This is a genomic window from Arthrobacter sp. 05N429, assembly GCF_056397045.1.
Window position 1 is genome coordinate 193,427 of record NZ_JBFTMQ010000004.1, and the last position, 21,413, is coordinate 214,839.

Below are 21,413 nucleotides of genomic sequence, written 5' to 3' on the forward strand. Positions count from 1 at the left end.
GGGCGGGCCGTAAGTGGCGGCTACCAGCGCGGGTGGATCGAGGCGCGGAAGTAGTGGTCGTAGATTTCGTGGACGCCGACGTCGAACGTCGAGTCAATGCCCCTGACCCCCGCCGCTTCCGCGTTGGAGCGGGCCTGGTCCACGTTGCGCGCGCCGGGGATCACCGTGCTGACGCCGTCCTGCGCCGCGATCCATGCGAGGGCCGCCTGGGCGGTGCTGACGCCGTCGGGCACCAGTTCCTCGAACTCGGCCACCGCCTTGAGGCCCTGTTCGAAGTCCACGCCGGAGAAGGTCTCGCCGACGTCGAACGCCGATCCGGTGCGGTTGAAGTTCCGGTGGTCGTCCGCCGCGAAGGACGTGTCCGCGGTGTATTTGCCGGAGAGCAGCCCCGAGGCGAGCGGGACGCGGGCGATGATGCCGACGCCGGCCGCCTCCGCCGCGGGCAGCACCTCGTCCAGGGGCTTGAGCCGGAACGCGTTGAGGATGATCTGCACCGTGGCCGTGCCCGCGTGGCGCATGGCTTCGAGGGCTTCGTCGGTCCGCTCCACGCTGACGCCGTAGTTCCGGATGACGCCGTCTGCCACCAAGGTGTCCAGCGCGTCGTAGACTTCGGCGCTGCTGTACACGGCGGTGGGCGGGCAGTGCAGCTGGACCAGGTCCAGCCGCTCCACACCCAGGTTGCGCCGGGACCGGTCCGTCCACTCGCGGAAGTTGGCCAGGCTGTAGTTCTCCGGCAGCTGCTCCGCCCGGCGGCCCATCTTGGTGGCCACCGTGATGTCCAGGCCCGGGTTGTCCGCCAGGAATTTGCCGATGGCCTGCTCGCTGCGGCCGTCGCCGTAAACGTCCGCGGTGTCGAAGAACGTGACCCCGGCCTCCGCGGAGGCGGCCAGGATGGCCTGCGCCTGCGCGGGGTCCACATTGCCCCAGTCCGCGCCAAGCTGCCAGGTCCCCAGCCCGACAATGGAGACGTTCCGTCCGGTTTTGCCCAAGATGCGCTGTTCCATCATCCGACTATAGGCCGGGATGGCAACGCTGGGACCAGCCCTGCTTCCTTCAGGGCCAGGTAAATCTTGTCCCGGGCGATCGGCAGCTCCGCGAACCGGATCCCCGTGGCGTTCCGGATGGCGTTGGCCAGCGCCGGCGCCACCGGGTTGAACGGGCTCTCGCTCATGGACTTCGCGCCCAGCGGGCCCAGCTTGTCGGACGTGTCGGCGAAGTACACCTCGCTGCGCGGCACGTCCGCAAAGGACGGGATGTGGTACTGCCGCAGGATGTCCGTGGTGACCCGGCCGCCGTCGTCCACCCTGACCTCCTCATACAGCGCGGCGCCGAGCGCCTGCGCGATGCCCCCTTCGATCTGCCCCCGGCACTGCCGCGGGTTGACCACCACGCCGGCGTCGGCGGCCTGCACGCTCTGCAGGATTCGCAACTCCCCCGTCCCCGTGTTCACCGCCACCCGGAAGCCGTGGACGTTGAACGCCACCGACCGCGGGGTCCCGCCCCAGCGCCCCTCGCCGGAAAGTTCGACGCCGGCCGCTGCGGCGGCGTCGAACAGTTCCGTCAGCGGCACCCGGGTTCCCTCGCAAATCACCGCGTCGTCCTCCAGCACGCAGCCGGAGGCCTGGACCTGCCGGATGCCGGCGGCGAAGGCGCGGATCCGCACCGCCAGCTCCTCTGCCGCGGCCAGCGTGGCCTTGCCGGCCACCACAGTCCCGGCCGAGCCGAAAGCGCCGGAATCGTGGTCCACGAGGTCCGTGTCCGCCTGCCGGACCGCGATCCGGTCAGCGGTGGTGGACAGGGCCGTGGCGGCGAGCTGGGCGTGCACGGTGGTGGTGCCGTTGCCGAACTCCGCGGTCCCCACGTCCACCTGGTAGCTCCCGTCCGGCAGGACCCGGATTTTGGAATGCGCAAAGTGGCCCCGCGGCGGGACGGTGTCGATCATGGACAGCGCCGAGCCCTCCCCGATGACCCAGCCCGGCCCGGGGTCGCCGAGCCCGGCGTTCCGGTAGCGGTCCCGGCCGCGCGCCAGGGCGTCCTGCACCAGCCGGGTGCACTGGTCCAGCCCGTAGCTGCCGTAGAGCACGTCCTCAGCCGGTTCGGCGCGCGTGGAGAGCATGTCGTCACCCTCGCGGACCATGTTGCGGCGGCGGAACTCCATCGGGTCCATGCCGATTCCGGTGGCGAGCTCGTCGACGGCGGACTCGATCGCGAAGATCGTCTGGCTCAGCCCGTAGCCGCGGAAGGCGCCGGAGGGCACGGTGTTGGTGTAGACGGCGTGCGCGTCCACTTTCTTGTTGGCGCAGGTGTACACGCCCAGCGACTCGCCGCAGCCGTGGAACATCACGCCCACGGAGTGGTTGCCGTAGGCGCCGGCGTTGGTCAGGACCTCCAGCTGCAGCGCCGTCAGCTTGCCGTCGTTGCTGGCGGCGGCCTTGAGGTGGATGGTGAACGGGTGCCGGGTGGTGGCTGCCGTGAACTGCTCGCTGCGGGTGAACTCGAGCTGCACCGGGCGCCGGAGTTTCAGCGCGGCGAGGGCCACGATGTCCTCGGTGAGGACCTCCTGTTTGCCGCCGAAGCCGCCGCCCACCCGCCCCGTGACGACCCGGATCCGGTCCTCCGGCAGGCTGAAGACCCGGCCCAGGGTGCGCCGGACCAGGAACGGCACCTGGCTGGACGTGCGGACCTGGAGCCGGCCGTCGTCGTCGATCGAGGCAATGGCGGCGTGCGTCTCCAGCGCGGTGTGCGCCACCCGCTGCGTGCGGTAGGTCTGCTCGTGGATGAAGTCCGCGGCGGCGAACGCCGCCGCGACGTCGCCCAGTTCAGAGTGCAGCTCGGCCACCACGTTGCGCTCCGGCCGGCCGATGCGGGCCGTGGCGGCGTCCTTGTCCCCGTGGATCGCCGGGGCGCCGGGGCGCATCGCGTCCTGCGGGGTGAACACGGCGTCCAGCACCTGGTACTCCACCTTCAGCGCCCGGACGCCGGCTTCCGCCGCGGCGACGGTATCGGCGACGACGGCGGCGATCCGCTGCCCGACGAAGCGGACCACGTCATCCAGCACCCGGGTGTCGTCCGGATCGTCGGTGAAGAGCTCGTGCTGCGCCGTGGAAAACAGCTGCGCGGGTGAGGCCTCGTGGGTGAAGACCGCCTCCACGCCGGGAATCCGCAGCGCGTCCGTGGCATCGATGGACAGCACTCGGGCGTGGGCGTGCGGCGAGCGCAGGAGCTTCACGTGCAGGAGTCCGGGGAGCTCCGACGCCGGGACGTCCAGGGTGTAGCGAGCCGTGCCGGTGACGATCGCCTGGCTGGCTGGCGCCGGGACGTCGTCGCCGAGCTGGCCGGGACGCAGGCCGGGCTGGCCCTCGCCGCTGATCCCGGATCCCGGCCCCGCGGGGTCGTGGTGGCTGGACTTGCCGTGCGCGGCGGCGCCGCAGACGGCGTCCGCAATCGCCCGGTAGCCGGTGCAGCGGCACAGGTTCCCTTTGAGGTTCCGCGGCAGGTCCGCCCTCTGCTCGTCGTCGAAGGTGGCCGCCGTCATCACGATGCCCGCGGTGCAGAAGCCGCACTGGAAGCCCTGCCGCTCCATGAACTGCTGCTGCATGGGATGGAGGGAAGCGCCGGTTTCCGTGTTGGTGCTGGCGAGCCCCTCCACGGTGGTGACGGCCCGGCCTTCCGCGCGGACCGCGGGGTAGATGCAGCTGTGCACGGGAACGCCGTCCACGTGCACGGTGCACGCCCCGCAGTCGCCGCCGTCGCAGCCTTTCTTCACGCCGAGGTTGCCCTGCTCCCGCAGGAACGTCCGCAGGCACTGCCCCGGCCGCGGTTCGGCCTGCGCCGCGACGCCGTTGATCATAATTGCGCCGTTGATCTCGATGCCCATGCTCAGGCCCCTTCCTGCTGCGGCGAAGCCAGCGGCGCCTGAGTCTGCGGCGCCGTGCGCGGCGGAGGCCAGAAATCGCCGGAAACGTGGGCCGGCACCGTCCCCGCCGGGGCCGCCAGTTCGGCGCGGATTTCCTCGGCCAGCCGGTAGGTCATGTCCTTGCGCCACTCGGGCAGGCCGTGGATGTCGTCGTGATAGAGCCCGTCCGGGATGACGGCGTCGAGCGCGGCGGACAGTTCGGTTGCGGCAACTATCCCGTTACCGAGGCGCAGCTGCACGGGGCGCTTGGTGGCGGCGGTGACGGTGAGGACCAGTCCGCCGTCGGCGTCGAGCCGTCCGATCAGCAGCACTCCGGATCGTCCCAGGTTGCTCAACGACAGCCGGCGGAACGCCACCCGTGAGGCAAGGGCCGACGCCGGCAGCTGGATGCTGCGAAGCAGCTCGCCGGGTGCCAAGGCGTTGCGCCCGTCCCCCGTGACGAAGTCCGTCACCGGGATGGTACGGCTGGCGCCGCCCGGGCCGAGCACCGTGGCCACGCCGTCGAGGGCCGCGCAGAGGGAGATCATGGGTCCGGCGGGCAGGGACGTGCAGAGGTTGCCGCCCACGGTGGACATGTTCCAGACCTTGAAGGATGCCACGAACGCATCGCAGCATGGCCGGATCAGCTCCAGCGCGGGCCAGGCGGCCGCGTGTGCCCGGCCGGTGTCGCCGGCGGGAAGCGCATAGAGCTCGGCGACGGTGCAGGTGGCCGCGAGCTCGATGCCGGATTCGGACACTGTGATGGCCTGCCAGCCCGTGGAGCCGAGGTCCAGGAGCCGCCGGAGCGGTTCATTGCCGAAGGCGAAGCTGCCGTAGGAGAACAGCACGGTGCCGCCGGCCAGCCAGGCGTCGCCGGGCTGCCAGTCGGCCGGATCCGCGGTGCGGACCACCGCCTCGATGGTGTTCATGTCCATGGCGTCTCCAGGTGTTGCTGTGCGTGGCGCTGCGGGGTGAGGTGCTCAGGGGCATGGTGCGTCGGCGTGTGGTGCGGAGCGGTGACGTGCTCCGGCGCGTGATGCGGTGTGATGGGGTGCGACGCGGTACGTGGCTCTGTCGCGGGCTGGCCGGCGCCGGCGTACTGGTGGATCGGTCCGCTCCGGTGCTTTAGCGATAGCCGCCGGGCGGAACGCGTCCGGGCCGCCACCAGCTCCGCGACGATGGAAACGGCCACCTCGGCCGGCGTGACCGCACCCAGGTCCAGCCCGATCGGGGAATGCAGCCGCTCGGCCTCCTCCGGCGTCACGCCGGCTGCGAGCAGCGACCTCATCCGCTGGGCGCTGCTCCGCCGCGATCCCATGGCCCCGACGTATGCCAGGTCCAGCCGCAGCGCCGCTTCCAGCAGCGGGAGGTCGAATTTGGGATCGTGGGTGAGCACGCAGACAACCGGCCGGGCATCGAGCCGGCCCGCTGCGGCTTCGGCGGCGAGATACCGGTGCGGCCAGTCGGTGACCACCTCCTGCGCCGAGGCGAAGCGCTCCTGCCCGGCGAACGCAGGCCGTGCGTCGCACAAGGTCACGTGGTAGCCGAGCAGCCGGGCGGCCGGCAGCAGGGCCGCACCAAAATCGTTGGCACCGAACACCAGCATTCGGGCCGGCGGCAGCCTGCTCTCCACCAGCAGGGTGACGGGCTCGGTGGCACGCCCCGCCGCATCGCCGCCGCAGCCGGATTCCGCCGCCAGCCGCGCCACGCCGGTGGTCCCGTTCCTCAGCAGGGGCTCGAGCTGCGCGGCTGCTGCCCGCAGCAGGGCGTGGCCCCCGTCCCCTGACGCCGTGTCTATACCCAGCAGTGTCGCCACTGCCTCGGACTGCGCCACCTGGTAGCTGGCCGGATCCGGGACCATGACGGCGCCGGCACCTTGCGCGGGCTGGGCACTGTGCGGGGACCGGGCGTCGATCCGGCGGAGGAGCGCCAGGCCCGTGCCGGGATCGTTGGTGTCCAGGGCATTCAGGCCCTCCGGACCGAGGGGCCCGAGGGCATCCGCCAGCAGTTCGATGTGGACTTCCAGCCCGCCCCCACAGGTGAGCCCGACGGCGAAAGCGTCCGCGGGGCTGTAGCCGAAGAACTCGCGGCGGGGGCCGCCGTCGTCCATCACCTCAAGCGCCGCCGCCACGACGGCGCCCTCAACACAGCCCCCGGAGAGGCTGCCCAGGACGTCGCCGGACTCGGACACCAGCATGGAGGTTCCCACCGGGCGCGGCCCGGAACCGGTGGCCCCGACAATCGTTGCCACAGCGCAGCGCCGGCCACTGGCTGCCGGCGGCCAGGCTGCGAGCGCGGGCATCAGATCCAACATTGCTGCACCCCCTTCTCCCCTGCGGCGATGATCTGCACATTGTCGTTCCAAACGGTGGCCGGGGAAAGGACCGCCGCGGCCGGGCCCGCCGGAAATCCGCTGTGATTGCGGAATTCCGCGCCCCGGATCCGCGCAGCGCCTGTCCAAAAGCGCAGCGCCTGTCCGAAAGCGCCGCGGAATCTAGTAGTGGATCCGGGAATGGTGGGTCGTCCAGGTGGTGAAGGGCAGCAGCACGGCCGGCGCCTCGGGGCCGTCCAGCGCCAGCTTGCGCACGGGCATCACGGCGGCGGGCTGGCCCTTCTCGAAGAATTCGTAGAACACGGCGTCGTCGAATCCCACGGAGGCGGCGTCGTGCCGGTCAGCGGCAAAGACCACGCCTTCCACCCGGGCCCAGAGGGCGGAGGCCAGGCACATGGGGCACGGTTCGCAGCTGGTGTAGAGGGTGGCTCCCCTGAGTTCGAACCGGCCCAGTTCGGCGCAGGCCCGGCGGATGGCCGTGACCTCGGCGTGGGCGGTGGGATCGTTGGTGGCGGTGACGCGGTTGACGCCGTCGAACGCTTGTCCGTCCGCGGTGACAACGACGGCGCCGAAGGGCCCTCCGCTGTTCATGACGTTGGCGGTGGCCAGCTCGATGGACCTGGCGAGATACACCTGGGCCGTGGCGATGACAGTCATGATGCGACTCCCTCTGCTGTGGAAGCCGGAACCGTACCGGAAGGTGATGAGCCTGCGGCGTCGGTTACCAGGCTCCAGCGTTTGCGGTGAAGTTGGTGTTGCGCCTGGTAGATAGCCTCCCGGCTCCCGGGTGCCCGCCGTTGACACGAGCGAGACTAGCAGCGGAAAGGGGGTTGCGCCATCAATTTTTTGGATGCTTGTGATGTGCCTGCCGCCCCACTAGCGTTGGATCTACTTCGTGGCGTGTGTCACGTGACCTGGGAGCAGCAGGCAGGGTTGTAATGAGCTGGCGTTAACTGACGCCGGCTCTTTTTTGTGGGCCGGCGAGAAGGAAACGGACGCGAAATGCGTTCGAAATTTCCATGTGGCATTTTGGCTCCACCTACCGGAAGTTGGGAACCGCACCATGAGCAGCAGGATCGTCCTCGGACAGAACCAGTACGGTAAAGCCGAAGTCCGCGTCGTCAAGATCACCCGCGACACCGAGCGCCACGAGATCGACGACCTCAACGTCACCTCCCAGCTCCGCGGCGACTTCGCCGCAGCCCACCTGAAGGGCGACAACAGCCACGTGGTGGCAACGGACACCCAGAAGAACACCATCTACGCCTTCGCCCGGGAAGGCATCGGCTCCCCGGAGGCCTTCCTGCTCCGGCTCGGAGAGCACTTCACGTCCAGCTTCGACTGGGTGACCGGCGGCCGCTGGGAAGCCGAGTCCTACCGCTGGGACCGCATCCAGTCCCACGGCGCGCCCCACGACCACTCCTTCGTGCGCAACGGCCAGGAGGTGCGGACCGCGGTGCTGGTCCGCGACGGCGCCGAACGGCATCTGCTCTCGGGCCTCAAGGACCTCACCGTCCTCAAGTCCACGCAGTCCGGTTTCTTCGGCTTTCCGCGGGACAGGTACACCACCCTGCCGGAGACCACGGACCGGATCCTGGCCACGGAGGTCTCCGCCCGCTGGCGCTACCGGACCGGCACGGATTACGGCTCCCTCGATTTCAACAAGGGCTACGAGGACATCAAGGCCCTGCTGCTGGAGGGTTTCACCGAAAAGTACTCCCACGCCCTGCAGCAGACCCTGTTCGACATGGGCGCGAAGGTCCTCGAGGCACACCCCGAGATCGACGAAATCAGGTTCTCGATGCCCAACAAGCACCACTTCCTGGTGGACCTCTCGCCGTTTGGCCTCGACAACCCCAACGAGGTCTTCTTTGCCGCCGACCGCCCGTACGGCCTGATCGAGGCGGCCGTACAGCGCGACGACGCCGTGCCGGCCGACGCCGCCTGGGCCGGCATTGCCGGCTTCTGCTAGGAACGAAGTCACGATCGGCGGCGGGCGGCCGTAATCATGCCCGGGGAGGCTAGTGTGTTCGCCAAGACCGATCCAGATCGCTGCTGCCGGATTCCCGCCCCCTGATGCACCACGTGACGCACCGCCTGATTCACCGACGAAGAAGGACCACCATGGCTCTCACAGTTTCAGCCCACCGCCCCGTTGACCGCGCCGGGGAGATCCTCACCCCGGAGGCGCTGGCGTTCATCGAGGAACTGCACCAGCGTTTCGCCGCCACCCGCGGGGAGCTGCTCAAGGCCCGCGCGGCCAAACGCGAGGACGTGGCGCGCACCGGGCGGCTCGATTTCCTGCCGGAGACCCGCGACATCCGCGAAGCTGACTGGTCAGTCGCCGCCGCCCCCGCGGCCCTGCAGGACCGACGGGTGGAAATGACGGGCCCGGCCGCCCCGGCCAAGATGGCGATCAACGCCTTGAACTCCGGGGCGAAGATCTGGCTCGCCGACCTCGAGGATGCCAGCACCCCCACCTGGTCCAACGTGGTCGAATCGATCCTGAACCTCCGCGACGCCGCTGCCGGCACCCTGGCCTACACCTCCCCCGAAGGCAAGGAATACAAACTCCGGACCGACGCCCCGCTGGCCGTCGTCGTGGCCCGCCCGCGCGGCTGGCACCTGAGTGAACGCCACCTGCTCATCGACGGCGAACGCACCGTGGGCGCCCTGGTGGACTTCGGCCTGCACTTTTTCCACACCGCCAAGCAGTTGCTGCAGAACGGCCAGGGTCCCTACTACTACCTGCCCAAAATGGAGAGCCACCTCGAGGCCCGGCTCTGGAACCAGGTCTTCGTGTTCGCCCAGGACTACGTCGGCATCCCCCAGGGCAGCATCCGCGCCACCGTCCTGATCGAAACCATCCCCGCGGCCTTCGAAATGGACGAGATCCTCTACGAGCTCCGCGACCACGCCTCCGGACTGAACGCCGGACGCTGGGATTATCTGTTCAGCATCATCAAGTACTTCCGCGACGCCGGCCCGCGCTTTGTGCTCCCGGACCGCGCCACCGTGGCCATGACGGCGCCGTTCATGCGCGCCTACACCGAGCTGCTGGTCAAGACCTGCCACCACCGCGGCGCCTTCGCCATGGGCGGCATGGCGGCCGTCATCCCCAACCGCCGCGAACCCGAGGTGACGGCCCAGGCCTTCGAGAAGGTGCGGGCGGACAAGACCCGCGAGGCAAACGACGGCTTTGACGGGTCCTGGGTGGCCCACCCGGACCTGGTGCCGGTCTGCCAAGACGTGTTCGACGCCGTCCTCGGCGAACGCCCGAACCAGCTGGACAGGCAGCGCCCGGAGGTCTCGGTCACCCCGGACCAGCTCCTGGACATCGCCTCCGCGAACGGGACGGTCACCGAGGCGGGCCTGCGCCTGAACCTCTACGTCGCCGTCGCCTACACCGCGGTGTGGATCTCGGGCAACGGCGCCGTCGCCATCCACAACCTGATGGAGGACGCGGCGACGGCGGAGATCTCCCGCTCGCAGGTCTGGCAGCAGATCCGCAACCAGGTGGTCCTCGCCGATACCGGCCGGACCGTGACCCGTGAGCTGGTGGCCGGGATCCTGGCCGAGGAAACCGAGAAGCTCCGGGCCGAGGTGGGCGAGGACGCTTTCGCGAAGCACTACCAGCCCGCCAGCGAGCTCATCGGCAACATCTGCCTCTCCGAGGACTACACGGACTTCCTCACCACGCCCGCCTACGAACTGGTGGACTGAGCCGTGGCTGCACCCCCGCCTGCGTCTCCCTCCGGGCCCAGGTCCGGGTCCCTCTCCGGCGCCGACCTGGACCGGATAGATACCCAGCTCGCGGCCACGGACCTGCTGCTGGACCGGAACTATCCGGGCGACGACGGCTCCCGCCAGCCGGTCCACACCGTCTACGTCCCCGCCGACCGCTTCACTCCGGGCTTCGCAGCCGGCTGGGGTGCCCAGGCGCTGGCCGCCGCGGACGCCCATGGCGGGCTGGAACGGCTGGGAAGACTGCTCGGCCAGGACCCCGAGCTGGCCGCCGCCGTCGCGTCCCGTGTGGCCGCGAAGCTCGGCAGCGAGCCGATCGAGGATCTCCGGCTGGACTTCGAGGACGGCTACGGGGACCGGGGTGACGACGTCGAGGACGCCGACGCCGTCGCTGCCGCGGCCGCCGTCGCCACCGCGGTGGCGGACGGCAGCGCCCCGCCCTTCATCGGGATCCGGTTCAAGTGCTTCGAGGCGGCCACCCGTGCCCGCGGGCTGCGCACCCTGGACCTGTTCGTCTCCGGCCTGGCCGCCGCCGGCGAGCTCCCGGAAGGGCTGGTCCTCACCCTGCCCAAGGTCACCACCGTGGCCCAGGTGCAGGCGATGGACTTTGCCGTGTCCCGGCTGGAGGAGGCCCACTCGCTGCCCGCCGGCCGCCTGCGGTTTGAAGTGCAAGTGGAAACGCCGCAGCTGATCCTCGGCCCGGACGGCACCTCCCCGGTCGCGCAGCTGCCGCACGCCGTCCCCGGCCGGATCAGCGCCCTGCACTACGGCACCTACGATTACTCGGCCTCCCTGCAGATCTCCGCCGAATACCAGTCCATGGAACACCCGGCGGCGGACCACGCCAAAGAGGTGATGCAGCTTGCTGTGGCCGGAACCGGCGTCCGGCTCTCTGACGGGTCCAGCAATGTCATGCCCGTCGGCGACGCCGTGCAGGACGCCTGGCGGCTCCACGGCCGGCTGGTCCGCCGGTCACTGGAGCGCGGCTACTACCAGGGCTGGGACCTCCACCCCGCCCAGCTGCCGAGCCGCTTCGCTGCCACCTATGCCTTCTACCGGCAGGGCCTTCCGGCCGCCGCCGCACGGCTCCGCAACTATATGGAGCGAGTTGAAGGCGGCGTAATGGATGAACCCGCCACGGCCCGCGCCCTGGCCGCCTTTGTGCTGCGCGGCATCCAATGCGGCGCAGCGAGCGCCGCGGAAGTCCTTGAGCTGACGGGTCTCAGCCTGCCCCGGCTGACGGGCCTGGCACACCCCCGGCTGGCGCAGCCGTCAGCCTCCCCCAACCACTGACCCCTACCAGGAGCGATCCCATGAGCAGCTACTTTTCCCCCGAGGGCGGCCTGCCGCCGCAGACCCACCTGCTCACCGACCGCGCCGTGGTCAAAGAGGCCTACACGGTCATCCCCAAGGGCGTGCTGCGCGACATCGTCACGTCCAACCTGCCTGGCTGGACCAAGACCCGGTCCTGGATCCTCGCCCGGCCGATCGCCGGTTTCGCCACAACCTTCTCGCAGCTGATCGTGGAAGTCGGGCCGGGCGGCGGCAGCGACAGACCCGAGGCGGAGGCCGGCGTCGAAGGCGTCATTTTCCTCACCAAAGGCGAACTGACCCTGACGCTCGACGGCGAGCGCCACCGCCTGGAGCCCGGCGGCTACGCCTACCTCGCGGCGGGCTCGGACTGGAAAGTGTCCAACGACGGGGCCGGGGAGGCTGCCAGTTTCCAGTGGATCCGCAAAGCCTACGAGCCGCTGGACGGCTTCGCGGCGAAGTCTTTTGTGACCCGGGACCAGGACGTCGAGCCGCGGCCCATGCCCGGCACGAACGGCGCCTGGGCGACCACCCGGTTCGTGGACCCGGACGACCTCGCCCATGACATGCACGTCAACATCGTCACGTTCCAGCCCGGCGGGTCGATCCCCTTCGCCGAGACCCACGTGATGGAACACGGGCTCTTTGTCCTGGAGGGCAAGGGCGTCTACCGGCTCAACGACGACTGGGTGGAAGTGGAGGCCGGCGACTTCATGTGGCTCCGCGCGTTCTGCCCGCAGGCCTGCTACGCCGGCGGGCCGGGCCCGTTCCGCTACCTGCTCTACAAGGACGTCAACCGGCAGGTCCGCCTCACCTAGACAGGGCTTGCTAGCCTGAGGCTGTGAAGTACGAGTCGCTGTGGATCGGAATGCTCGTTGGCGCGGCCCTCGGGCTGGTCATTGGCGTGGTCAGCGCCGACAAGCCGTTCACCGGCCTGCTGATCGGAGTGGGCGTCGGGGCGCTGGTGGGCCTGGCGGCCCGGAAGGACCCCTCGAAGGGGTAAGAAGATCCCCTGCGCACCAGAAAGGAACACCATGGCGTACTCCGTGAACTGCTCTATCCTGCTGACCGAACTGCCGCTCCTGGAACGGCCCGCCGCGGCGAAGGCGGCCGGCTTTGACGCCGTCGAGTTCTGGTGGCCCTTCGCAACCTCCGTCCCCGGCGACGCCGAGCTCACCCGTTTCGAGCGGGCGGTCACCGACGCGGGTGTCCAACTCACCGGCCTGAACTTCAACGCCGGCGACATGCCCGCCGGCGACCGCGGCCTGGTCTCTTGGCCGGGCCGCTCCGCCGAATTCAGGGACAATATCGACGTCGTGGCCGGCGTCGGCGGGCGCCTCGGCTGCAGCTCGTTCAATGCCCTCTACGGCAACCGGCAGGACGGGCACACGCCCGAAGCCCAGGATGAGCTGGCGGTCCAGAACCTCGCGGCCGCGGCCGCCGCCGTGGCCCGCATCGGCGGAACCGTGCTGCTCGAACCGGTCAGCGGCGCCCCGCGCTACCCGCTCCTCACCGCCGACGACGCCCTCCGGGTCATCTCCCGGGTGAAGGAGGACACCGGTGCGGAGAACATCAAGCTCCTCGCCGACTTCTATCACCTGTCCGTCAACGGGGACGACGTCGACGCTGTCATCGAAAAGCACGCCAAGGACTTCGGCCACATCCAGATCGCCGACAGCCCCGGCCGCGGGGCTCCCGGAACCGGCGGGCTTCCCCTGGACGACTGGATCGCCCGCAGCCGGCAGCTCGGCTATGAGGGCTACATCGGCCTCGAGTACAAGGAACCGGCAGCAACCGCGTTCGACTGGGCTCTCCGCCAGCCGGCCCGGTGACCGCAGGGCCCGGACCGTCAGACGGCCACGAGCAAGGAGAGCCCTAATGCCTGAAGAAACCTTCGACCTCGTCATCCGCGGGCAGCGCGTCCTGACGACGGCGGGGACCGCGCCGTGCGAGGTGGGGGTGCGCGGCGGCAAGGTCGCCGCCGTCGGGCCGCTCGGCGTCGGGCTCTCCGGCGCCACCGTCATTGAGCTCGCGGACGACGAAACCCTCCTCCCGGGCCTCGTGGACACCCACGTCCACGTCAACGAGCCGGGCCGCACCGAGTGGGAGGGCTTTGCCTCCGCGACCCGGGCTGCGGCGGCCGGCGGCGTGACCACCATCATCGACATGCCGCTCAACAGCATCCCGCCCACCACCACCGCGGACGGCCTCAACCGCAAGCGCGAAGTGGCCGAGGGGCAGGCGTTCGTCGATGTCGGGTTCTGGGGCGGAGCCGTGCCCGGCAACAAGGCGGACCTCCGCCCCCTGCACGACGCGGGTGTCTTCGGCTTCAAGTGTTTCCTGCTGCCCTCCGGCGTGGACGAATTCCCGCACCTCGACGCCGAGGAGCTGGAAGAGGACCTCACCGAGCTCAAGTCCTTCGATTCGCTCATGATCGTCCATGCCGAGGACCCCCAAGCGATCGAACATGCCCCGCACCAGGGCGGCGGCCAGTACGCGGCGTTCCTCGCATCCCGCCCCCGCGGCGCCGAGAACAAGGCCATCGCCGAGGTGATCGAACGGGCCCGCTGGACCGGCGCCCGCGCCCACATCGTGCACCTGTCCTCCTCGGACGCCCTGCCCATGATCGCCAGCGCCAAGCGCGACGGCGTCCGCCTCACCGTGGAGACGTGCCCGCACTACCTCACCCTGATGGCCGAGGAAATCCCCGACGGGGCCACCGCCTACAAGTGCTGCCCGCCGATCCGAGAGGCCGCCAACCGGGAACTGCTCTGGAAGGGCCTCCAGGACGGCACCATCGACTGCATCGTCTCCGACCACTCCCCGTCCACCCTGGACCTCAAGGACCTGGAAAACGGCGACTTCGCCGTGGCCTGGGGCGGGGTCTCCTCGCTCCAGCTGGGCCTGTCGCTGGTCTGGACGGAGGCACGGCACCGCGGCATTCCACTGGAACAGGTGGTGTCCTGGATGGCCCGCCGGCCCGCCGAACTCGCCAGGCTGGCCTCGAAGGGCCAGCTCGCCGTGGGCTACGACGCCGATTTCTCGATCTTCGCGCCCGAGGATTCCTTCGTGGTGGACGCCGCCAAGCTCAGGCACAAGAACCCCATCACCCCCTACGACGGCAAGACCCTCTCCGGGGTGGTCCGCCGGACCTTCCTGCGCGGCCGTGAAATCGACGGCCGCACCCCCCGCGGACAACTGCTCCGCCGGGGCGGCGAAGCTGTCCCGGCGGGGGGTGCGCCCGCAGCCCGGGCAGATGTGCGCGGTCCGGCGGAATACAGCCTCTGAACCGGTGGTTGTTTAACGACAGACCGCTTTGTCCGCAGACACTCCAACAGACCCCGAAGGAACGCCATGAGCCCCAACCCCACCATCAAGCTCCAGCCCGGAACCCCTGCCCCGGAGTTCACCCTTCCGGACGCCGCGGGACAGAAAGTGTCATTGGCCGACTACCGCGGCAAGAACGTCATTGTGTACTTCTACCCGCAGGCCGCCACCCCTGGGTGCACCACCGAGGCCTGCGATTTCCGCGACAGCCTGGCCTCCCTGCAGGGGTCCGGCTACGAGGTGCTGGGCATCTCCCCCGACGCCCCGGAGGCCCTTGCCGAGTTCACCGGCGACTTCGCACTGACCTTCCCGCTGCTCGCCGACGAGGACCACGCCGTGGCGCTGGCCTACGGCGCGTGGGGCGAAAAGCTGGTCAACGGCGAAGTCACCGAGGGGATCGTCCGCTCCACCGTCGTCGTTGACCCCGAGGGCAGCGTCCGGCTGACCCAGTACCAGGTCAAGGCGCAGGGCCATGTCGCCGCGTTGAAGGACGCGCTCGGCGTCTAGGCTCTCGCGTGGGCCGGGCGCACTGGGTAGGCTCGGTCCAAACAGCGCCGGCAACGGCCTACGCTAAGGCGGAAACGTGGCAACTGGAACCAAGCAGGATCCCTGGGTGCTCAAGACAGCCCCCGGAACGTCCGAGTACACGATGTACCGGGACGAGGAGTCCGATCCCGCCGCCCTCGTATGCCAAGTCGGCTCCACGACGCTGAAGTATCACCTCCGGGCCGTTGAGGACCTTCAGCTGTGGCTGATGGAGCGGGTCGATTGGGTGCCGCTAGGCGCCGCCGATGAGAACAAGCCGGCCGCCGAAGGAACCGTCGAGGCATGGGGGCGGGATCCGGAGAACCCCGTGGGCGGTTGGTACGGGCTGCGGAAGGGCTACCGCGGCCGGTTCGGCATGTACCTGCCGCCCTTGTTGGAAGCGCTGGGCCTGGTGGAGCTCACACACGACAAGCGCAACAACTCCGTCCGGGCCATCATCGCCGATGCCTCGGGCCCCGCTATCCCAGCCTGACCCGGGGCGGCCCACGTTTCCGCGGCGTTTTCGGACAGACGCACCGCCGCCGGACTGGCGCACCGGTTTCGGACTGGCGCACCGGTTTCGGACTAGCGCACACAGGATCCGAGGCGCGGCGGTCCGATTCCGCCGCGCTTTTCCGACGGCGCCGCACGTTCCCGTCCGGGTCCTCGGCACCTCCCAGGACACCCGCACGCCCCGGCCGGTTCACGGGCGGTCTTGCCGTCAAATTCCCGCTAGCGAACGAGCTCGACGCCGAGGAACCGCCCCGCGGCGCCTCCGGATCGTTGCGCCGGAAACCGACACGGGCTGCGATTATCCGAGGCGCGGCGGTCCGATTCCGCCGCGGCGGGCCGAAGCCACCGCGCGAAAGCTCCCCACATTCCGCCGCGCCGGGCCGAAGCCACCGCGCGAAAGTTCTCCACATCCGCCGCGCCGGCCGTTGCCCGGCCCGTTTTCGCGGACCACCATCTGTGGCATGGACCTACCCGAATTGATTCTCACCAGCGATCTCGCACGGCTTGGCCAGGACGCTCGGGACCTGGCCCGGAAGGCGAAGTCCGGGCAGCTCCGCCGCATCCGGCAGGGCGTCTACGTCCGGGCGCAGGACTGGGAGGCGCTGACTCCGTGGGACCGGTATCCGCTCCTCATCAGGGCGGCGGCCGCTACGTTGAAGAGCCGCACGGTCTTCTGCCGCCAGTCCTCCGGTGCGCTCTGGGACATGCCCGTGCTGGGCCTTCAACATCCAGTGCACGCATGCACCTCCGACGCCGGCGGCGGACGCTCGCGTGCCGGTGTCCGCCGGCATTTCGTCGATTTGGACTCGGCCCGGATCGACGAGCGCCACGGGCTGCTGGTCACTGGCCGCGCGAGCACGGCCTTGGACTTGGCAGCCTTTGAATCATTTGAGCAGGGCGTCGCGGTATTCGACCACGTCCTCCGACCGCAGCCCGGCACCCTTGCACCGCTCAACAAAGCGGAACTCGACGCCGGCGTCGACGGTAATTACACTGCGGCCGCGGCCCGGCGAATCCGCACCGCCCTGGAGTTTGCCGATCCTGCTTCCGGTTCGCCGGGAGAATCCGTCAGCCGTGCCATGATGCACCGGCTTGGCTTCAGAATTCCCCTCCTCCAGGTCGAAATCCGGGACGGACGCGGGCTGGTGGCTTTCACGGACTTTGACTGGCCCGAGGATCGCCTGTGCGGAGAATTCGACGGCCTCGTGAAATACCGCAATCCGGAGTATCTTCGCGGCCGGACCCCGGCGCAGGCTCTCACCGACGAGAAGCGCCGGGAGGACCGGATCCGGGCCACGGGCCGGCGGGTGGTGCGATGGACGTGGTCTGAGCTGTCCAGCCCCGCAAGATTTGCCGCGTTCCTGGCGGAGGCAGGCGTTCCGCGGGCGACACTCCCGTCCTGTCGTCGCTAATCCGGACTCGCTTCCGGAAAAATGCCGCGGAATCAGACACGGGCTCCCCGGATCCCCGCGGCGCCGGTCCGAAATCGTGGCGCGAGCCGGAAAACGGTGCGGAAAACGGCGCAGCGGCCTACACCCGGGTCCCCGCCACGATGGTGGCCGTGGAGCGGAGCCGGATGGCGCCGTCGTGCTCGTAGCGGCCCAGCAGCTGGAACACGTCGGAGCGGATCAGTTCCCGGGATTCCCTGTCCGCCCGCGCCAGGCCCACCGCCACGGTGGTCGCGATGTCGGTCATGAACTCCCAGTAGAGCTCGGGTGACTCCTGGACCAGGTCCGTGCTGACCTTCCGTTCGCTGACGTCGACCAGCCCGGCGTCCCTGAACATCCGGGTCATGAACCCCTGCGCCGCGCAACTGAACAGCCCCGGCGTTCCCGCCGGCGGCACCGGCAGCTCGGTGTGGCGGGCGATCGTGCCGAGGATCAGGCTGGCCCACGGGTTCTCGGCGGCCCGGCTCCAGACGGCGGCGCTGATCCGGGCGCCCGGCTTGGCCACGCGTACCATTTCGCCCACCGCGGACGACATCATGGGGAAGAACATGATGCCGAAGCGGCAGAGGACAGCGTCGAATGAGCCGTCGTCGAACGGCAGGGCGGCGGCGTCGCCGACGGCGGTCCGCACGTTGGCCAGGCCGCGGGCCGCCGCTTTCTCGGAGGCCACCCGCAGCATCCCCTCCGAAAGGTCCAGCAGGGTGACGCTTCCGCGCGGAACGAGGGCCGCCGCGGTGAGGCCTGGCTCTCCGGTTCCGGCCGCGACGTCGAGGACCGCGGAATCCGGGCGGAGCCACGCCTCCCGGATGACAGCGTCGCCGAAGGGGGCGTGCCAGCCGAGGACTTCCGCATCCCATTTCCGCCAGCCTGCGGCGAACTCGTCCCAGGTGCTCCGCTGCTGGTCCCTGATCTGTTCCGCTGAGGCTGACATGGCGCTCCTAAGCTGTTCCTTGCCCTCCCCCACCCCTTAGTGTGCGCCCCCGGACCGGGCGGTAGCAATGGCGCCCGGGGCAGTAGGCTTAACACCATGTCTACCCCCGAAAACCCCGGCACCCCCAGCGAGCAGCACGTCCCCGAACGGCGCAAAATCACCGTGCGCCGGGCGCCGAAGTACGTGCCGTTCCTGGTCCTGGGCGGGCTGCTGGGCTTTGTCTTGGCCGCATTCCTCGCCTACGGCCTCCCCGGCGATGAAAGCTACGACGCCAGCGCGGTGTTCGGCTTCTTTATGATCATGTGCGGCGCCGGCGGCGTCATTCTGGGCGGTACCGTGGCGCTTATCCTGGACCGGTTGAGCGTCCGGCGGGCCAAGCACGCCGTCGTCGAGTCCGTCCCGGATTCCGTTCCCGACAACGGGGACCAGCAGGGCGCCTGAGCGGCCGCAGGTCATAAACCGGCCGCCGGGAAAGTCCTAGCGCACAACGTGAGATAATCAACCAGTGGCACGCGGCGATGGAAAACTTTCTCATGACCTTCTCTCTGGCGAAAAAGGCCCCCAGGACGCATGTGGCGTCTTCGGGGTCTGGGCTCCCGGCGAAGAGGTTGCAAAACTCACCTATTACGGGCTGTACGCACTGCAGCACCGCGGTCAGGAGTCTGCTGGCATAGCGACCAGCGACGGCCAGCGGATCAACGTCTACAAGGACATGGGACTGGTATCCCAGGTCTTCGACGAGACCACGCTGAACACCCTGACCGGGCACCTGGCCGTCGGCCACTGCCGTTACTCCACCACCGGCGCCAGCCACTGGGCCAACGCGCAGCCCACTCTGGGCGCGACGGCGACCGGCACCGTGGCTCTGGCCCACAACGGCAACCTGACCAACACCGCCGAGCTCAAGGCCATGATCGAGGACCGCAACGGCGGCCAGCTCAGCGGCGAAATGAAGCAGGGCAACACCTCGGACACGGCCCTCGTCACCGCCCTGCTGGAGGGCGAAGAGGGCAAGTCGCTCGAAGAGACCGCGATGGAACTGCTGCCCAAGATCAAGGGCGGCTTCTGCTTCGTCTTTATGGATGAAGGCACCCTCTACGCCGCCCGCGACACGTACGGGATCCGCCCGCTCTGCCTGGGCCGGCTGGAACGCGGCTGGGTGGTCGCCTCCGAGCAGTCCGCCCTCGCCACGGTCGGCGCCAGCTTCATCCGCGAAATCGAACCCGGCGAGTTCATCGCGATCGACGAGGACGGCGTCCGCTCCCAGCGCTTCGCCGAGGCGACGCCGGCCGGCTGCGTCTTCGAATACGTCTACCTCGCGCGCCCGGACGCCTCCATCGCGGGCCGCTCCGTGTACGAGTCCCGCGTGGAGATGGGCCGCCAGCTGGCCCGCGAAAACACCCAGGAAGCGGACATCGTCATCCCGGTGCCGGAGTCCGGCACCCCCGCTGCAGTGGGCTACGCCGAGGAATCCGGCATCCCCTTCGCGCACGGCTTCGTCAAGAACTCCTACGTGGGCCGCACGTTTATCCAGCCCTCGCAGACGCTGCGCCAGCTCGGCATCCGGCTCAAGCTCAACGCCCTCGAATCTGTGATCCGCGGAAAGCGTGTTGTTGTGGTGGATGACTCGATCGTCCGCGGCAACACCCAGCGCGCGATTGTGCGGATGCTCCGCGAGGCCGGCGCCGCAAGCGTCCACATCAAGATTTCCTCCCCGCCGGTCAAGTGGCCCTGCTTCTACGGCATCGACTTCGCCTCCCGCGCGGAACTGATCGCCAACGGCGCCACGATCGATGAAATCACCCAGGCCATCGGCGCCGACTCGCTTGCCTACATCTCCGAAGACGGCATGATCGAAGCCACCCGGCAGCCGCGCGAACGCCTGTGCACCGCCTGCTTCACGGGCAAGTACCCGATCGAACTTCCGGCCGCCGACAAGTTGGGCAAGAACCTGCTCGAACGCACGGACCTCGGCGGACTCCCCGCCGCCGCCCCTGCGTCTGCCGGCACCGCGGCCGGTGCAGCCGACGTCGATCCCGCCGTCGCCGACGATGAGGACCCCGCCGAGAAGGCCGGCGCCACCGGCTGCGATCCGGGACCGGATGCCGAATTTGAAGAACTGCTCACCGATGCCGACCGCGTCACCTCAGCCGACAAGAAAGAGCCAGTATGACTTCCGCCTCCCCGGCCGCTGACATGAACGCCGCCCAGAACGCCGTCGGCATCACCTATGCCTCCGCCGGCGTCGACGTCGAAGCGGGCGACCGCGCCGTCGAACTGATGAAGGGCGCCATCAAGGCGACCCACAACTCCTCGGTGATTGGCGGCGTCGGCGGCTTCGCGGGCTTGTACGACGTCTCGAAGCTGCTCACGTACAAGCGCCCGCTGCTGGCCACGTCCACCGACGGCGTGGGCACCAAGGTCGCCATCGCGCAGGCCATGGACATTCACGACACCATCGGCTTCGACCTCGTCGGCATGGTGGTCGATGACATCGTGGTGGTGGGCGCCGAGCCGCTGTACATGACCGACTACATCGCCTGCGGCAAGGTTGTCCCGGAGCGCATCGCGGACATCGTCCGCGGCATCGCGGCCGCCTGCTCCGTCGCGGGCACCGCCCTGGTGGGCGGCGAAACCGCCGAGCACCCGGGCCTGCTGGGCGAGCACGAGTACGACGTCGCCGGTGCCGCCACCGGTGTTGTCGAGGCCGCCGACCTCCTCGGCCCGGACCGTGTCCGCGCCGGCGACGTTGTGATCGGCATGGCCTCCTCCGGGCTGCACTCCAACGGATACTCCCTGGTCCGCCGCGTCATCAACCACGCCGGCTGGGCCCTGGACCGCCACGTCTCCGAATTCAGCCGCACGCTGGGCGAGGAACTCCTGGAACCGACCCGCGTCTACGCCGCCGATTGCCTGGACCTGGCCCGTACCTTCCCGGTGAACGGCTCCGCCGCCGGCCAGGCCGTGCACGGATTCAGCCACGTCACCGGCGGCGGGCTCGCCGCCAACCTTGCCCGCGTCCTGCCGCAGGGCCTCGTGGCCACCGTGGACCGCGCCACCTGGCAGCTCCCGGCCATCTTCCGGCTCGTCGCCGAGCTGGGCAACGTCCCGCTGGCCGATCTGGAGCGCACGCTGAACCTCGGCGTCGGCATGGTCGCAATCGTCTCCCCCGAAGCCGCCGACGCCGCGGTGAACCGCCTCAACGAGCGCGGACTGCCGGCCTGGGTCATGGGCACCGTGGAGGCGGACTCGGACTCGATCGTCAAGACCGGCCCGGACTACGTGCAGGGCGCAAAGGGCGTCGACGGCGGCGCCGTCCGCCTGGTCAACGCCTACGCCTGATCCTTCTAAATCTTCATCGAGTGCTCCCCACCGGCTGGGGGAGCA

18 protein-coding genes and 1 pseudogene are annotated in these 21,413 nt (G+C 69.5%); 13 read left to right on the forward strand and 6 right to left on the reverse strand.

Going from position 1 to position 21,413, the window contains the following annotated elements:
* Positions 1-20: 20 nt before the first annotated feature.
* The 5 genes from AC1DF4_RS09845 to AC1DF4_RS09865 all read right to left on the reverse strand — a co-directional run bounded on the left by AC1DF4_RS09845 (position 21) and on the right by AC1DF4_RS09865 (position 6,884).
* Positions 21-1,004 carry an aldo/keto reductase gene (locus tag AC1DF4_RS09845; protein WP_476912726.1) on the reverse strand — a complete coding sequence of 328 codons (984 nt, stop codon included), beginning with the start codon at positions 1,002-1,004 and terminating at the stop codon, positions 21-23.
* Positions 1,004-3,877: a molybdopterin-dependent oxidoreductase gene (locus AC1DF4_RS09850; protein ID WP_476912727.1), complete on the reverse strand. Its 2,874-nt coding sequence runs from the start codon at positions 3,875-3,877 to the stop codon at positions 1,004-1,006. Before AC1DF4_RS09850 ends, AC1DF4_RS09845 begins: the two co-directional genes overlap by 1 nt.
* Positions 3,878-3,879: 2 nt before the next feature.
* Positions 3,880-4,830, reverse strand: coding sequence for an FAD binding domain-containing protein (locus AC1DF4_RS09855; RefSeq protein WP_476912728.1), 951 nt, complete (start codon positions 4,828-4,830; stop codon positions 3,880-3,882).
* A complete protein-coding gene (locus AC1DF4_RS09860) occupies positions 4,821-6,209 on the reverse strand; it encodes an XdhC family protein (protein ID WP_476912729.1) in 1,389 nt (462 codons plus the stop codon). Before AC1DF4_RS09860 ends, AC1DF4_RS09855 begins: the two co-directional genes overlap by 10 nt.
* 180 nt (positions 6,210-6,389) lie before the next feature.
* Entirely contained in the window at positions 6,390-6,884 is a 495-nt protein-coding gene (locus tag AC1DF4_RS09865) for a nucleoside deaminase (RefSeq protein ID WP_476912730.1), read from the reverse strand.
* A gap of 406 nt (positions 6,885-7,290) precedes the next feature.
* Between AC1DF4_RS09865 and pucL the strand changes: the two genes are divergently transcribed.
* From pucL to AC1DF4_RS09915, 10 genes and pseudogenes are all read left to right on the forward strand, one after another.
* Complete coding sequence (gene pucL, locus AC1DF4_RS09870; protein WP_476912731.1) at positions 7,291-8,199, forward strand: factor-independent urate hydroxylase; 909 nt, start codon at positions 7,291-7,293, stop codon at positions 8,197-8,199.
* Positions 8,200-8,351: 152 nt separating this feature from the next.
* A complete protein-coding gene (aceB, locus tag AC1DF4_RS09875) occupies positions 8,352-9,950 on the forward strand; it encodes a malate synthase A (protein WP_476912732.1) in 1,599 nt (532 codons plus the stop codon).
* A gap of 3 nt (positions 9,951-9,953) precedes the next feature.
* Complete coding sequence (locus AC1DF4_RS09880) at positions 9,954-11,264, forward strand: DUF6986 family protein (RefSeq protein ID WP_476912733.1); 1,311 nt, start codon at positions 9,954-9,956, stop codon at positions 11,262-11,264.
* A gap of 20 nt (positions 11,265-11,284) precedes the next feature.
* The gene (locus AC1DF4_RS09885) at positions 11,285-12,100 is read left to right on the forward strand and encodes a bifunctional allantoicase/(S)-ureidoglycine aminohydrolase (protein WP_476912734.1); all 816 of its coding nucleotides are present in this window, start codon (positions 11,285-11,287) and stop codon (positions 12,098-12,100) included.
* Between the two features lie 23 nt (positions 12,101-12,123).
* On the forward strand, positions 12,124-12,285 hold the full coding sequence (locus AC1DF4_RS09890; protein WP_476912735.1) for a hypothetical protein: 162 nt from the start codon (positions 12,124-12,126) through the stop codon (positions 12,283-12,285).
* Between the two features lie 31 nt (positions 12,286-12,316).
* Complete coding sequence (locus tag AC1DF4_RS09895; protein WP_476912736.1) at positions 12,317-13,114, forward strand: hydroxypyruvate isomerase family protein; 798 nt, start codon at positions 12,317-12,319, stop codon at positions 13,112-13,114.
* A gap of 46 nt (positions 13,115-13,160) precedes the next feature.
* Positions 13,161-14,498 (forward strand): annotated as a pseudogene (gene allB, locus AC1DF4_RS09900) (allantoinase AllB); the annotation flags it as partial.
* Between the two features lie 138 nt (positions 14,499-14,636).
* A complete protein-coding gene (gene bcp, locus AC1DF4_RS09905) occupies positions 14,637-15,116 on the forward strand; it encodes a thioredoxin-dependent thiol peroxidase (protein WP_476865844.1) in 480 nt (159 codons plus the stop codon).
* A 76-nt stretch (positions 15,117-15,192) separates the two neighbouring features.
* A complete protein-coding gene (locus AC1DF4_RS09910; protein WP_441406108.1) occupies positions 15,193-15,627 on the forward strand; it encodes a DUF6855 family protein in 435 nt (144 codons plus the stop codon).
* Positions 15,628-16,108: 481 nt separating this feature from the next.
* Entirely contained in the window at positions 16,109-17,059 is a 951-nt protein-coding gene (locus AC1DF4_RS09915) for a hypothetical protein (RefSeq protein ID WP_476912737.1), read from the forward strand.
* Between the two features lie 118 nt (positions 17,060-17,177).
* Here the strand turns inward: AC1DF4_RS09915 and AC1DF4_RS09920 are convergent, their stop codons facing one another.
* The gene (locus tag AC1DF4_RS09920) at positions 17,178-18,026 is read right to left on the reverse strand and encodes a class I SAM-dependent methyltransferase (RefSeq protein ID WP_476912738.1); all 849 of its coding nucleotides are present in this window, start codon (positions 18,024-18,026) and stop codon (positions 17,178-17,180) included.
* 96 nt (positions 18,027-18,122) lie between these two features.
* Between AC1DF4_RS09920 and AC1DF4_RS09925 the strand changes: the two genes are divergently transcribed.
* From AC1DF4_RS09925 to purM, 3 genes are all read left to right on the forward strand, one after another.
* Positions 18,123-18,467 (forward strand): hypothetical protein, encoded by a 345-nt coding sequence (locus AC1DF4_RS09925; RefSeq protein WP_476912739.1) that lies wholly within the window; start codon positions 18,123-18,125, stop codon positions 18,465-18,467.
* Between the two features lie 64 nt (positions 18,468-18,531).
* Positions 18,532-20,199, forward strand: a complete 1,668-nt coding sequence (gene purF, locus AC1DF4_RS09930; RefSeq protein ID WP_476912740.1) for an amidophosphoribosyltransferase — start codon at positions 18,532-18,534, stop codon at positions 20,197-20,199.
* Positions 20,196-21,368, forward strand: coding sequence for a phosphoribosylformylglycinamidine cyclo-ligase (purM, locus tag AC1DF4_RS09935; protein ID WP_441406112.1), 1,173 nt, complete (start codon positions 20,196-20,198; stop codon positions 21,366-21,368). The genes purF and purM overlap by 4 nt, the downstream gene beginning before the upstream one ends.
* The last annotated feature ends 45 nt before the right edge of the window (positions 21,369-21,413 follow it).

What these genes read in the sequence shown, in the direction of transcription:
- bcp (WP_476865844.1), top strand. Translation starts at nt 14,637, where the DNA reads ATGAGCCCCAACCCCACCATCAAGCTCCAGCCCGGAACCCCTGCCCCG.
- AC1DF4_RS09850 (WP_476912727.1), bottom strand. Translation starts at nt 3,877, where the DNA reads ATGGGCATCGAGATCAACGGCGCAATTATGATCAACGGCGTCGCGGCG.
- AC1DF4_RS09865 (WP_476912730.1), bottom strand. Translation starts at nt 6,884, where the DNA reads ATGACTGTCATCGCCACGGCCCAGGTGTATCTCGCCAGGTCCATCGAG.
- purM (WP_441406112.1), top strand. Translation starts at nt 20,196, where the DNA reads ATGACTTCCGCCTCCCCGGCCGCTGACATGAACGCCGCCCAGAACGCC.
- AC1DF4_RS09860 (WP_476912729.1), bottom strand. Translation starts at nt 6,209, where the DNA reads ATGTTGGATCTGATGCCCGCGCTCGCAGCCTGGCCGCCGGCAGCCAGT.
- AC1DF4_RS09845 (WP_476912726.1), bottom strand. Translation starts at nt 1,004, where the DNA reads ATGGAACAGCGCATCTTGGGCAAAACCGGACGGAACGTCTCCATTGTC.
- AC1DF4_RS09885 (WP_476912734.1), top strand. Translation starts at nt 11,285, where the DNA reads ATGAGCAGCTACTTTTCCCCCGAGGGCGGCCTGCCGCCGCAGACCCAC.
- AC1DF4_RS09855 (WP_476912728.1), bottom strand. Translation starts at nt 4,830, where the DNA reads ATGGACATGAACACCATCGAGGCGGTGGTCCGCACCGCGGATCCGGCC.
- AC1DF4_RS09920 (WP_476912738.1), bottom strand. Translation starts at nt 18,026, where the DNA reads ATGTCAGCCTCAGCGGAACAGATCAGGGACCAGCAGCGGAGCACCTGG.
- aceB (WP_476912732.1), top strand. Translation starts at nt 8,352, where the DNA reads ATGGCTCTCACAGTTTCAGCCCACCGCCCCGTTGACCGCGCCGGGGAG.
- AC1DF4_RS09915 (WP_476912737.1), top strand. Translation starts at nt 16,109, where the DNA reads ATGGACCTACCCGAATTGATTCTCACCAGCGATCTCGCACGGCTTGGC.
- pucL (WP_476912731.1), top strand. Translation starts at nt 7,291, where the DNA reads ATGAGCAGCAGGATCGTCCTCGGACAGAACCAGTACGGTAAAGCCGAA.
- AC1DF4_RS09925 (WP_476912739.1), top strand. Translation starts at nt 18,123, where the DNA reads ATGTCTACCCCCGAAAACCCCGGCACCCCCAGCGAGCAGCACGTCCCC.
- AC1DF4_RS09895 (WP_476912736.1), top strand. Translation starts at nt 12,317, where the DNA reads ATGGCGTACTCCGTGAACTGCTCTATCCTGCTGACCGAACTGCCGCTC.